This is a genomic window from Acidovorax sp. Root275, from assembly GCF_001428965.1.
GTDB lineage: Bacteria > Pseudomonadota > Gammaproteobacteria > Burkholderiales > Burkholderiaceae_C > Acidovorax > Acidovorax radicis.
In genome coordinates, this window is sequence record NZ_LMJH01000008.1 from 1045087 (window position 1) to 1058500 (window position 13414).

The 13414-nt window shown below is 66.6% G+C and carries 8 protein-coding genes; 6 read left to right on the forward strand and 2 right to left on the reverse strand.

Annotated features, from left to right (window positions below):
* The 5 genes from ASE52_RS14790 to ASE52_RS14810 form a co-directional block, all read left to right on the forward strand.
* The coding region (locus tag ASE52_RS14790; RefSeq protein WP_347230961.1) for a hypothetical protein at positions 1-576 on the forward strand (576 nt) is incomplete at its 5' end.
* Positions 573-1694 carry an HlyD family efflux transporter periplasmic adaptor subunit gene (locus ASE52_RS14795; RefSeq protein ID WP_010464080.1) on the forward strand — a complete coding sequence of 374 codons (1122 nt, stop codon included), beginning with the start codon at positions 573-575 and terminating at the stop codon, positions 1692-1694. The genes ASE52_RS14790 and ASE52_RS14795, both read left to right, overlap by 4 nt.
* Positions 1695-1707: 13 nt before the next feature.
* Positions 1708-4827 (forward strand): efflux RND transporter permease subunit, encoded by a 3120-nt coding sequence (locus ASE52_RS14800; protein ID WP_010464081.1) that lies wholly within the window; start codon positions 1708-1710, stop codon positions 4825-4827.
* A 47-nt stretch (positions 4828-4874) separates the two neighbouring features.
* Positions 4875-5273 carry a hypothetical protein gene (locus ASE52_RS14805; RefSeq protein ID WP_010464082.1) on the forward strand — a complete coding sequence of 133 codons (399 nt, stop codon included), beginning with the start codon at positions 4875-4877 and terminating at the stop codon, positions 5271-5273.
* Positions 5274-5795: 522 nt separating this feature from the next.
* The gene (locus tag ASE52_RS14810; RefSeq protein ID WP_057227072.1) at positions 5796-8999 is read left to right on the forward strand and encodes a hypothetical protein; all 3204 of its coding nucleotides are present in this window, start codon (positions 5796-5798) and stop codon (positions 8997-8999) included.
* 135 nt (positions 9000-9134) lie between these two features.
* Here the strand turns inward: ASE52_RS14810 and ASE52_RS14815 are convergent, their stop codons facing one another.
* On the reverse strand, positions 9135-9356 hold the full coding sequence (locus ASE52_RS14815; RefSeq protein ID WP_241777007.1) for a hypothetical protein: 222 nt from the start codon (positions 9354-9356) through the stop codon (positions 9135-9137).
* A 581-nt stretch (positions 9357-9937) separates the two neighbouring features.
* On the reverse strand, positions 9938-10759 hold the full coding sequence (locus tag ASE52_RS14820) for a pyruvate, water dikinase regulatory protein (RefSeq protein WP_010464085.1): 822 nt from the start codon (positions 10757-10759) through the stop codon (positions 9938-9940).
* 264 nt (positions 10760-11023) lie between these two features.
* Here ASE52_RS14820 and ppsA point away from each other — a divergent pair, with 264 nt between their 5' ends.
* Positions 11024-13414 carry a phosphoenolpyruvate synthase gene (ppsA, locus tag ASE52_RS14825; protein ID WP_057227076.1) on the forward strand — a complete coding sequence of 797 codons (2391 nt, stop codon included), beginning with the start codon at positions 11024-11026 and terminating at the stop codon, positions 13412-13414.

The window sequence follows — 13414 nt, forward strand, 5'->3', positions numbered from 1 at the left end:
CCCATTTTTGTGATCACCATGCAACTCCTCTCTCTCTTTTCCACACTGGGCCTGGCCCTGGTGTTGGGCCTCGTGCCGCCGGCAGCCTTGGCCGATGCGGGGCATGACCATGGCGAAGCCCCCGCCACTGCAGCCGGCCCTGCGATGCCGCGCTTTGCCGCCACCTCCGACCTGTTCGAGCTGGTGGGAGTGCTCGATGGGCAAAAGCTGGCGCTCTACCTCGACCATGCGGGCGACAACAGCCCGGTGAAGGAGGCGCAGCTCGAGCTCGACATTGCCGGCACGCGCGTGCCCGTGACCCGCGTGGCGGACGGCGAGTTCCAGGCTGCGTTGGCCGCTCCGCTGGCCGAGGGCGCAAGCCCCGTCACCGCCACCGTGGTGGCCGGCACCGACACCGACCTGCTGGCCGGCGAGATCGACGTGCATGCTGCGGCGCATGCCCACGCCGAGCCCACGGGCCGGCGCAATGCGCTGGTAGCCGGCGCCGTGGCTGTCGTGTTGCTGGCCCTGGCAGCGGTATGGGGCTTGCGGCGTGGCCGCACCGCGCGCACTCAGCGCCTGGGAGGTGCAGCATGAAGCGGCTGACCGCTCTCCATTCCGTCGCAGCCCTGTTGGTGGCCGCTGTGCTGTGCGCCCCGTTGCTGGCGCGCGCTGGCGAAGGCCATGACCATGGCGATGCCCCACCTGCTGCCGACGGCAATGGTCCCAAGCGCCAGCCCGATGGCAGCGTGTTCCTGCCCAAGCCCGCGCAGCGCCAGCTGGGCGTGCGCACGCTGGTGGCCGCCGAAGGCCAGCACCCCAAGGCCTTCGAGCTGGCTGGCACGGTGGTGATGGACCCCAACGCCGGCGGCAAGGTGCAGGCCGCGCTGGCCGGCCGGCTGGAGGCGGGCCCCAAAGGCCTGCCCGGCGTGGGCCAGGCAGTGCGCAAGGGCGAGGTTCTGGCCTATGTGGTGCCGACGGCGGGTGCCATCGAGCGCTCCAACCAACTGGCCCAGCAGGCCGAGCTGCGCGCGGGGCGCGACCTGGCGGCACGGCGCGTGGCGCGTTTGAAGGACCTGGCCGACACCGTGCCGCGCAAGGACATCGAGGCGGCCGAGAGCGAGCTGCATAGCTTCACCCAGCGCCTGGGCGCGGTGGGTGCCGGCCTGTCCACGCGCGATGCGCTGGTGGCACCGGTCTCGGGTGTGATCGCCTCGGCCAATGCCGTGGCGGGCCAGGTGGTGGATGCGCGCGAGCTGCTGTTCGAGGTGGTCGACCCGGCGCGCCTGCGCGTGGAGGCCCTGGCCTACGACACGGCCCAGGCCCACAGCGTGGCCGGTGCCGCGCTGGCCGTGGGCGGGCAGCGCGTGCCGCTGCGCTTCCTCGGGGCAGCGCGCAGCCTGCGCGAGCAGGCGCTGCCGCTGCAGTTTGCCGGCGATTCGGCGGTGCTTGGCACCCTGGCCCTGGGCCAGCCGGTGCGCGTGTTCGTGCAATCCACCGAGCAGGCCGCGGGCGTGCAGGTGCCGGTGGCCTCGCTGCTGCGCAACCCCGCCAACCAGACCATCGTCTGGGTCAAGGAGTCGCCCGAGCGCTTTGTGCCGCGCGTGGTCACGTATGTGCCGCTCGACGGTGCCTCGGTGGCCGTGACCTCGGGCCTCCAGGCCGGTGACCGCGTGGCCACGCAGGGCGCCACGCTGATCAACCAGGTCCGCTGAAGGGAACCACGCAATGTTCAAGTGGCTCCTCGAAAACAGCCTGACCAACCGGCTGCTGGTGCTCATCGCGGCCGGCGTGCTCATGGCCTATGGCGCCTTCACGCTCTCGCGCACGCCGGTGGACGTGTTCCCCGACCTCAACAAGCCCACGGTCACGCTGATGACCGAGGCCGGCGGCATGGCCGCCGAAGAGGTGGAGCAGCTCATCACCTTCCCGCTGGAGACGACCATGAACGGCCTGCCCGGTGTGGAGAGCGTGCGCTCCACCTCGAGCGCGGGGCTGTCCTTCATCTACGTCACCTTCGACTGGAGCACGGACATCTTCCGCGCCCGGCAGATGGTGTCCGAGCGCCTGGCGTCCATGGAGGAGGGGTTGCCCGCGGGCGTCACGCCGCGCATGGGGCCCATCAGCTCCATCATGGGCGAGATCATGCAGGTGGCGATCCCCATCGACGTGCAGCGCACCACGCCCATGGCCGTGCGCGAGTATGCCGACTGGGTGCTGCGACCGCGCCTGCTGGCGATTGCCGGCGTGGCGCAGGTGATCCCCATCGGCGGCGAGGTGCGGCAGTTCCAGGTGCAGCCGCAGACGGCGCGCATGGCCGAACTGGGCATCACGCACGACCAGCTCACGGGGGCGCTCAAGGGCTTCTCCAGCAACACCTCGGGGGGCTTTCTGGAGCTCAACGGGCGCGAGTACCTGATCCGCCACCTGGGCCGCACCTCGCGTCTGGAAGATCTGCAGAACCTGGCCCTTACCGCGAAGAACGGCCAGCCGGTGCTGCTGCGCCAGGTGGCCGAGGTGACCTTTGCCGCCGCCCTCAAGCGCGGGGACGCGGGCTTCGAGGGCAAGCCGGCCGTGATCCTGGGCATTCAGAAGCAGCCCACGGCGGACACCATCGCGCTCACGCGCAGCATCGAGTCGGCGCTGGGTGATTTGAAGAAGTCGCTGCCCGAAGGCATGGAGGCGCCGCGCGTCACCTTCCGCCAGGCGAGCTTCATCGAGGCCTCGGTCACCACGCTGCAGGGCAAGCTTATGGGCGCCTCGGTGTTCGTGGCAGTGATTTTGTTCGTGTTCCTGGGCACGCTCAGGCCCACGGTGATCGCGCTCACGGCCATCCCGGTGTCGATCTTCATCACGGCGCTGGTGTTCAAGTACTTCGGCCTGTCGATCAACACCATGACGCTGGGCGGCCTGGCGATTGCCATCGGCGGCCTGGTGGACGATGCGGTGGTGGACGTGGAGAACGTGCTGCGCCGCCTGAAGATGGACCGGGCCAAGCACCCGAACCACCGGCTGCACCCCATCGAGGTGGTCAAGCTCGCGTCGATGGAGGTGCGCTCGGGCATCCTCTACGCCACGGCCATCATCGTCCTGGTGTTCCTGCCGCTGTTCGCCCTGCCGGGCATCGAGGGGCGGCTGTTCGTGCCACTGGGCATCGCCTTCATCGTCTCCACCGTGGCATCGCTGCTGGTGTCGGTCACGGTCACGCCGGTGCTGGCGTTCTACCTGCTGCCGCGCATGAAGAACCTGGACCATGGCGACACGCGCGTGGTGGCCTGGCTCAAGGCGCGCTACCGCGGCGGGCTCACTCGGGTGCTCGCGCACCCGCGCGTCGCCATGGCGGTGAGTGCGGTGGCGGTGGTGCTGTCGGTCGCGGCGGTGCCGTTCTTTCCGACCACATTTTTACCACCGTTCAACGAGGGCACGCTGCTCATCGGCATGCGCCTGAACCCGGGCGTGACGTTGGCCGAATCGGCCCAGCTGGCCAGCCAGGCCGAGGTGCTGGTGCGCCAGGTGCCCGAGGTCACGCACGTGGGCCGGCGCAGCGGCCGGGCCGAGCTGGACGAACATGCCGAGGGCGTGCACGTGAGCGAGCTCGACGTGGGCCTGCTGCCCGCGGCCGAGCTCACGCGCAGCATGGCCGAAGTGCAGGCCGACATCCGCAGCCGCCTGGCGCAGATGCCGGCGGCCATCGCCATCGGCCAGCCCATCTCGCACCGCATCGACCACATGCTCTCGGGCGTGCGCTCGCAGATCGCGATCAAGCTCTTCGGCGAGGATCTGGACACCCTGCGCGGCCAGGCCGATGCGCTGCGCGCGCGCCTGGCCAGCATCGACGGCCTGGCCGACCTGGAGGTGGAAAAGCAGGTGCTGGCGCCGCAGATCACCGTGCGCGTGGACCATGCCGCAGCCGCCCAGTACGGCGTGCCGGCCGCGCAGGTGCTAGCCACGCTGCAGGGCCTGGTGGAGGGCGAAAAGGTCACGCAGATCGTGGAAGGCAGCCGGCGCTTCGCGCTGGTGGTGCGCCTGCCCGAGAGCGCGCGCTCGCTCGAGGGCCTGGCGCAGATCATGATCGAGACGCCGCGCGGGCGGGTGCCGCTGTCGCGCCTGGCCAGCATCGAAGACGGCGACGGCCCCAACCAGATCAGCCGCGACGATGGCAAGCGGCGCATCGTGCTGTCGGCCAACGCGCAGGGCCGGGCGCTGTCCGACGTGGTGGCCGACATCCGCAAGGTGGTGGGCGATACGCGCCTGCCGGATGGCTACTTCATCACCCTGGGCGGCCAGTTCCAGGCGCAGGAGGAGGCCAGCCGCCTGGTGGGCATGCTGGCCGTGGTCTCGCTGGTGCTGATGTTCGTGGTGCTGTACACGCGCTACCGCTCGGCCACGCTGTCGGCGCTGATCATGGCCAACATCCCGCTGGCGCTGGTGGGCGCCGTGCTGGGGCTGTGGATATCGGGCCAGCCGCTGTCGGTGGCGGCGCTGATCGGCTTCATCACGCTGGCGGGCGTCTCGGTGCGCAACGGCATCCTGAAGGTGAGCCACTACCTGAACCTGATGCGTGTGGAGGGCGAGAACTTCGACACCGCGATGATCGTGCGCGGCTCGCTCGAACGCCTGTCCCCCGTGCTCATGACCGCCCTGGTCACCGCCTTCGCGCTGGCACCGCTGCTGCTGGAGGCCGAGCGCCCCGGCACCGAGATATTGCACCCGGTGGCGGTGGTGATCTTCTCGGGCCTGATCAGTTCGACCCTGCTCGACACCTTCCTGACCCCGGCCCTGTTCTGGCTGTTCGGCCGTCGCGACGCCGAGCGGCTGCTCGACGAGAAGAACGCCGAGGCGTTCTGATGTTTCGATTCCTCCATGTTTTCCATCCACCCTTTGAAAGGTTCACCATGCAGACCACAACCCGTCTTTGCGCCGCCCTGGCGCTCACGGTTTCTCTTTCCAGCACCGCCTTCGCCGCAGGCGACCACGCCCATGGCCACGAACACAAGCCGCTGCACGGCGGCATCGTGGTCGAAGCCAATGACATGGACTACGAACTGGTGGCCAAGCCGGACGTGATCACGCTGCACCTGCGCGACCACGGAAAGCCGGCCAAGACCGAAGGCGTGAGTGCCAAGCTCACCTTGCTCAACGGCACCGAAAAATCCGAAGCCATGCTGGTGTCCACAGGCGAGGGCAAACTGGAAGGCAAGGGCGCGTTCAAGGTGGCGGCGGGCACGAAGGTGGTGGCGCTGGTCACACTGCCGGGCAAGAAGGCGGCCAACGTGCGGTTTGTGGTGAAGTAAGCGGAACGGATGAAAAGGGGCCTGCCAGCGGCGGTGTGTGTCTGTTTTTGCTGCTGCGCTGGGCGCCTCGCACCGTAGTCCTTGAATTTTTTAGAAGAAATACGACCCTGGCGCTTATCAGGAATGCGATAGCAGCTATCAAAATTGAAGCAAATGCTATTTTGAAAGGAGCCTGCAGGGCCACCGTCTTGAAAGGCTCGACCCCCGGCTTCGGCGGTTGAGGCGCGCAGTGGGGGCAACCGCCGGACGATCCAGCGCTGGACGGCGGACTGAGAGCATTCTCCCCATGTGCGTCGGTCGCTGAAATAACAACAGGTGAGACACACGGTCGCTGTTAGGCTAAGCCAAGCCAGGTCATTCGCCCCAGAGACCACACAACCGACCGCGGGCCTGTGCGGGCGGTTGCGGGTGACAAAAACTCTGTGGGCTCCATCCATTCATCAGCGCCTGGCGCCAACGAAGGCCTTCCTCCTGTGAAGGCCTTTTCAACGATTGTTCGGCGCACAACGCCTTCTCTGCACCATGCCCATCCTGCGTTTTGTCACTTTGGCCGATGTGGCCCATCTGCTTCCCGTTGACGGTCCGATGGCCGAGCTCCTGAGTTCGGAGCCAGATGCCTGGGCCGATGCCACCGTGGCCTGGGTGACGGGCGACGTGCGCTGGTCCGAGCTGTCGCTGGACACCCCCTTGCAAGCCGGCGGTGCCATGCGGGCCCTGGCGCAGGCCACCTCCGGCGCGAAAGGACCACCCCCCGGTGGTGTGCGCCTGATCCTCATCGAGGGCAACCTGCAGATCGATGGTGCGCTGACCTCCAGCGACACCTACAGGTCCAGCCACCTCGTCGTGCTCGGCAACGTGCAGGTGGCGCACGCCGTGGTGGGGGGACAGCTGCTACACGTGCAGGGTGCGTTGCAGGTCCACGGGTTGCTATGGGGCGATGGCGAGCCGGGGGAGTTGCGGGTGAACGGTGGGTTGTCGGCGCGTGTGGCGCTTTTCACCGAAGCCTATGCCTTGCACCTTGCTGGCGGGGAAGACGTGGAGTTTTTGCTCGATGAGGTGCGGGGTGTGCCCAGCCTCGTGGAGTTTTCGAGCGAGGCTGCGGGCCTGGTGTTTGCGCCAGGGTTCTTCAACGGCATCGACGATGGAGAGGACGGCTTGGCCGAGCTGTTCGATCGTGATCGTGTGGTGGCCGCCGTGTGCAGCGGCGAGAGCCCTGTGCGCAGCAGCAGTGACATCCACAACGACCTGCCCCTGGCTTCCGATCTGTTTGCGGACGAGGTCATCAGCGTGGCCAACATCCTGGCTGCGGTGAACTCTGACGCGCTGGCGCCCGAGGAACACCATGTCCGCGATTGGTTTGGGCAGACCCATTTTTCACTGTGCCGCCGCCACGTGGACGGGGATGGAAACCCGCACGACGACAGGGTGTACATGACGGTGTGGAAGACCTGGGACTTCTACATGGGGGTCGTTCAAGAACCTGCGCCCCCAACCCGGCGGCCAGGGCGGGTGGCTGGCAAGCTGCAGCGCCCCGCGCCAGTGGTGCCAGCGGTGCCAGTGGCCGAGCGACTGTCTGTGCTGTACCGCCCCTACGACGATGGCGTGGCCGGCGACTGGAGGGGGCTGGACGAAGCCGCCGATCCAGAGGCGCACGAGGCCTGCACCCAGGCCTGGCGCGGCGTGATCGACTATGTGCGCCGGGCCGTGGGCCAGTCGCGCGCGGGCTACCCGCTGTACCGGCGATTGAAGGCAGAGATCACAACAAAGCGCATTGAGCGCTTCACCCAGTTGCCCGTATTCACGGAGGAGTACAACGACTGGTGGGATGCCGACAAGCGCGGCACCTGGTTTGACGACGTGTGGGTGGGCGCGCGCCGGCCTGGCATGCATGAAGGTGAGTTCTGGTGCCGCGCGCTCGATGTGAGCTGGGAGAACGGCGAGGATGCCCCCGGCGACGCGGAGCACGACGCCCATGGCGCTTACCAGATTGATATTGACAGGCCGGGCGAGGGCCGGGAGCCGGTGGAGTTCACCTACAGCCAGCGGCAAAGCGAAAACCGCCCGCCGTTGCCGTGTGGCGCTGCCGACCACATTGCGCGATTGCTGCGCCTGTATGGCATGGTGGAGGCGCCCTTGCTGCAGGCGTATGCCGAACAACTGGCCGAGCAGGCCCAGGAGCGCGCCGCGCAAGCCGAGGCCCGGCGCATAGAGGCTGCGGTGCACCTGCTGGCTACGCCGCCACTGGCCCATGGCTTGCCGGATGCGGCCGTGTTCCCGCCCGAATTGCTGGCACTGTCCGAGGAGTGGCAGGCCGGCGGCCAAGCCTATGTGGCGGCCATCCGCGGCTACCAGCTCGCGGAGCAGGTAGCCGCCGCTGCAGCCGAAGCGGCTGGCTACCAGGCACCAGGTTGGGACAACGATGAAGGCGCCGGGCGGAACGGCCCGAACGGCACACTGCCCGGCGACCCGCGCAAGGCCAGCGCCGCCACCGTGCTGCAGCTGGCCCGGGTGGTGAACCGCCATGCGGACGAGGCCCTTACCGAACGGTTTCGCCAGCGCTTTGCCTTTGCCCCCCATGCCTATGTGCACCTGGCGGCCGACCAGGGGCCGTCCATCGGCCCGGTGTTCTGGCTGCCCGATGGCGATGGTGTGGTGGCGCGCATCGGAGCGGAACACAGCGATGACGCGCGCTGGGTGCGGTTGCAGGGCCCGGCGCTCACGCCGCTGCCCGCGCTCAAGGGCCTGGGCCGCTCGCACGACGGGCGCTGTTTTGCGCTGAGCGACGGCACGCACATCACCACGCACCAGGGCTTTGGCGGGCCACAGATCGCGCGATTGCCGCTGCCGCAAGGCAACGAAGGGCTGCCCGCATCGCTGGGCCTCGCCGCAGGCGAGCTGGGCCAGCGCTGCGATGAAGTCATCCCCTTCAACGACGGCCAGCGCGCTCTGCTGCGCAACCCCACGGGGGTGTACCTGCTCACGCCCGCCAGCGTGCAGCGCATCCACCCGCAGGAGTTCGACGAGGACGGCCCTTACAGCTGGCCCAAGAACCAGATGCAGGAGGTGGGGGAGCGCGACGACAACGAAGATGAGAACGGGGACGGAGACGACGATGGGGACGGCGGCGAGGACGAAAGGGAGAACACCGGCCCCCGCCAGCTGGCGCTGTGCATGCTGCACATGGCGCTCTCGCCCGACGAACGGCACATTGCCCTGGGCGACCAGGATAGCAGGCACATCCTGCTCGACGCCCAGGGCAAGGTGCTGCGCGCGCTGTTCACCGACGACTACCCGCACCACACCCGCTTCTCGCACGACAGCGCGCTGCTGTGGGCCAACTCCTGCCATTTCTACAACGGCTGCACCGTGGCCAGCCGAGTGGACGATGCGCAGGACAGCGAGGGCACGCTGATCGACTCAGAATGGCGCGTCTACGCATCGGCCACCCTGCCGGGCATGGTGATCGTGGGCGATGCCCATGGCTACCTGCATGCCCGCGACGACGCCGGCAAGGCGCTGTGGCGCCACCACATCGGCAGCACGATCAGCGCGGTAGAGGTATCGCCGGATGGCAGCCTGCTGCTGGTGGGAAGTTACGGCGGCTACCTGGTGCTGTTGCAGCGGTCAGAGACGGAGATGGATCGGTATTCCGTCGGCAACTCGCCTTATGTGGAGCTGCGCCGATGGATCTTCTGGGACGCCGAAGCCGCGCCGCTGCGCTGGTGATCTGCGGGCAGGCTGTGGCCCGCTGGGCCGCACCAAGCAAGTCTTGGTGCGGCCATACGCGGGCACGCCACGGATGGGGTTCAATGTCTTTGGATCAGGCTTTTTTTACCTGCCTGTGCGTGCTACGACTTTGCCCTATTTCCACTGGCGGCCGTTGCCGGTAGCGCACCCGTAGGGCGGTACCGCGTTGGCAAAGCGTTCTTGCAACTGGGCGCAGCCCCAGCGGTTGAGTGGTTCCGGTGCTCTGGAGTTGAGTTCGATGCCCACCTCGTCGTAGGGCGACTTCGCTTTGCTCACATAGTCATACCAGCGCTTGCCGACATACAGGGTCACTACCGTGGCGGCTATCAAGGTCACTAAAACAACTTTGAGGGCTGGCGATTTTTTCAAAAGAAAACTCCGGGTGGGATGAGCGATGGGCGGTGGCCCGATGAAAGAGGGGGGTGTGCCGTGCCGCCATGTGGCGCGGCCGAGGTGCGGGTGGGAGCCTGAGGTGGAGCCTGTTCAAAGACTCGCTCGGCCGCGAAAAGCCCCATGGGCCAGAAACGTCCATGGTCCTGCGGGGCACGCAGTGTCGCACGTGTTGGGGGTCGCCACGCTTCCAGGGCTTGCGATGGGGGAACGCCGGCAGGCGGCTGTGGCGCCCGCCGCGGGCCGCAGGTCGCGAGCGCCACCGGCGATGGTTCCCCTGGGGGTGACCACCTGCGCGTCGAATCGGCGCGCGCAGCACACATGCGCTTCCTGGGCTTGTGCTCGGGGCCATGATGACGAACTGCGGGCGGTCAGCCTCCGCCCTTCATCAGTCATCTTGGATGCAGCGAATACGGAGTGATTTTGCTCTGCTATTGATAGCTATAAATGCTCGTAGATAGAGCGCAAGGTGCCATTTTTCCTGAAAATACCGGTCACCTTGCTGCAGGCACCGACCGTCACCGCCCTCAATACACCAGCCGCTCCGGCCGGATCTCCTGCAGGATGGTGGTGGCGATCTCTTCGATTGACTTGGTGGTGGTGGACAACCACCGGATGCCCGCCCGCCGCATCATGGCCTCTGCTTCGGAGACTTCCATGCGGCAGTTCTCCAGGCTGGCGTAGCGGGAGTTGGGGCGGCGCTCGGCGCGGATTTCGGCCAGGCGGTCGGGGCTGATGGTCAGGCCAAAGATCTTGCTGCGGAACGGCACCAGCGCAGGCGGCAACTGGCGGCGCTCGAAATCCTCGGGGATCAGCGGGTAGTTGGCGGCTTTCAGGCCACATTGCATGGCCAGGTACAGGCTGGTGGGCGTCTTGCCACTGCGGCTCACCCCCACCAGGATCACGTCGGCACCGGCCAGGTCGCGGTTGCTCTGGCCATCGTCGTGGGCCAGGCTGAAGTTGATGGCCTCGATGCGGTCGGTGTATTCCTTGCTGCGGCTCACATCGCTGAAGCGGCCCACGCGGTGGTGCGACTTGATGCCCAGTTCTTCTTCCAGCGGGTGGACGAAGGTGCCGAACATATCGAGCAGCATGCCCTTGCAGCCTTCCTGGATGACCTTGAGCACCTCCATATTGACCAGGGTGGTGAAGACCACAGGCTTTTTGCCCTCGACCTCGCCGGTGTGGTTGATCTGCCGCACGGCCTGGTGGGCCTTGTCCACGGTGTCGATAAAGGGCAGGCGCACATGGCGCGGCTTCATTTCGAACTGGGCCAGGATGGCGTTGCCGAAGGTTTCGGCAGTGATGCCGGTGCCGTCAGAGACGAAAAATACGGTGCGCGAGTGCATGGAGCCCCTTTTTTTGGATGCGGCTTGCGCCAGCAGGGTTGCCACCACAAAGAAGTGGTGATGGCCCCATTTGCGTAAGTCGCGTGAAAGCGTCAGCCCGTTGCCAGATGCGCGGGCCTACAATTGTCACAATTATCCAATTCTCACCATGCACACCGTCGGCCTACAACCACAACGACAAAGCTGCAGCCTGTGCATGGCCGCTCGCCCATCGCTCCAAGGGGGCGGGCGCGCAGACCCGGTTTCAACTTCTGGAGCTTTCCCATGTCTGCACTTTTCAGCCCGACCGCCCTGGTCGTACCGTTTGAAAACCTGAGAATGACCGATGTCGAGGCGGTTGGCGGTAAAAACGCCAGCCTCGGCGAGATGATCTCCCAGCTGCCGCAGGGCGTGCGCGTGCCCACGGGCTTTGCCACCACCGCCCACGCGTTCCGCGAGTTCCTGGCCTACGACGGCCTGGCTGACAAGATCAGCGCCAAGCTCAAGAGCCTGGACACCGAAGACGTGCGTGCGCTTGCCGCCGTGGGCGCAGAGATCCGCGCCATGGTCGAGGCCCAGCCTTTCCCGGCCGACCTGCAAAAAGCCATTGCCGACGAATTTGCCAAGTTGAGCGCTGGCAACCCCGCTGCCTCGTTTGCCGTGCGCTCGTCCGCCACGGCCGAGGATCTGCCCGATGCATCGTTCGCTGGCCAGCAGGAGACTTTCCTGAACGTGGTGGGCATCGACGAAGTCATGCACAAGATGAAGGAAGTGTTCGCGTCGCTGTACAACGACCGCGCCATTTCCTACCGCGTGCACAAGGGTTTTGAACACGATGTGGTGGCCCTGTCGGCCGGCGTGCAGCGCATGGTCCGCTCTGACCTGGGCGCTGCGGGCGTGATGTTCACCATCGACACCGAGTCCGGCTTCGAAGACGTCGTCTTCATCACCAGCAGCTATGGCCTGGGCGAGACGGTGGTGCAGGGCGCCGTGAACCCCGACGAGTTCTATGTGCACAAGCCCATGCTCCAGGCGGGCAAGAAGGCGTTGATCCGCCGGAATCTGGGTAGCAAGCTGATCCAGATGGTGTTCTCCACGCCCGAAGAGAAGGCCGCCAGCGGCAAGCTCGTCAAGACGGTGGACGTGCCCACTGAACAGCGCAACCGCTACTCGCTGACCGATGCCGACGTGGAGCAGCTGGCGCGCTATGCCCTGGTGATCGAGCAGCACTACGCCCGCCCCATGGACATTGAGTGGGGCAAGGACGGCACCGACGGCCAGCTCTACATCCTGCAGGCCCGCCCTGAAACCGTGAAGAGCCAGGCCAAGGGCCAGGCCGAGCTGCGCTACAAGCTCAAGGGCCAGGGCGCCGTGCTGGCCGAAGGCCGCGCCATTGGCCAGAAGATCGGCACCGGCCCGGTGCGCCTGGTGCACAACATTTCCGAGATGGACAAGGTCCAGCCCGGCGATGTGCTGGTGACCGACATGACCGACCCCAACTGGGAACCCGTGATGAAGCGCGCCAGCGCCATCGTCACCAACCGCGGCGGCCGCACCTGCCACGCCGCCATCATTGCGCGCGAACTGGGCATTCCGGCCGTGGTGGGCTGCGGTGACGCGACCGAGCTGCTCAAGGACGGCACGCTGGTCACTGTGAGCTGCTCCGAGGGCGACACGGGTCGCATCTATGACGGCCTGCTCGAGACCGAAGTGACGGAAGTGCAGCGCGGTGCCATGCCCCCCATCAAGACCAAGATCATGATGAACGTGGGCAACCCGCAGCTGGCCTTCGACTTCTGCCAGCTGCCCAACGAAGGCGTGGGCCTGGCGCGGCTGGAGTTCATCATCAACAACAACATTGGTGTGCACCCCAAGGCCATCCTCGACTATCCCCAGATCGACGCCGATCTGAAAAAGGCCGTCGAATCCGTGGCCCGTGGCCACGCCAGCCCCCGCGCTTTTTACGTGGACAAGGTGGCCGAAGGTGTGGCCACCATTGCTGCCGCCTTCTGGCCCAAGCCGGTTATCGTGCGCCTCTCGGACTTCAAGTCCAACGAGTACCGCAAGCTGATTGGCGGCAGCCGCTACGAGCCCGAGGAAGAGAACCCGATGCTGGGCTTCCGCGGCGCGGCGCGCTACATCAGTGAAGACTTCGGCGAAGCCTTTGCGATGGAATGCGAGGCCTTGAAGCGCGTGCGCAACGACATGGGCCTGACCAACGTGCAGGTGATGGTGCCCTTCGTGCGCACGCTGGGCCAGGCCGAGCGCGTGACCAAGCTGCTGGCCACCCACGGCCTCTCGCGTGGCAAGGACGACCTCAAGGTCATCATGATGTGCGAGGTGCCGAGCAACGCCATCCTGGCGGATCGCTTCCTGGAGTTCTTCGATGGCTTCTCCATCGGCTCCAACGACCTGACCCAGCTCACCCTGGGCCTGGACCGCGATTCGGGCCTGGAGCTGCTGGCGCAGGACTTCGACGAGCGTGACCCCGCCGTGCAGGCGCTGATCCACCAGGCCATCAAGGCCTGCCTGGCCCAGGGCAAGTACATCGGCATCTGCGGCCAGGGCCCCAGCGACCACCCTGACTTTGCACAGTGGCTGGCCAAGGAGGGGATCTCTTCGATCTCGCTCAACCCGGACAGCGTGATCGCGACCTGGCAGCAACTGGCAGGTTGA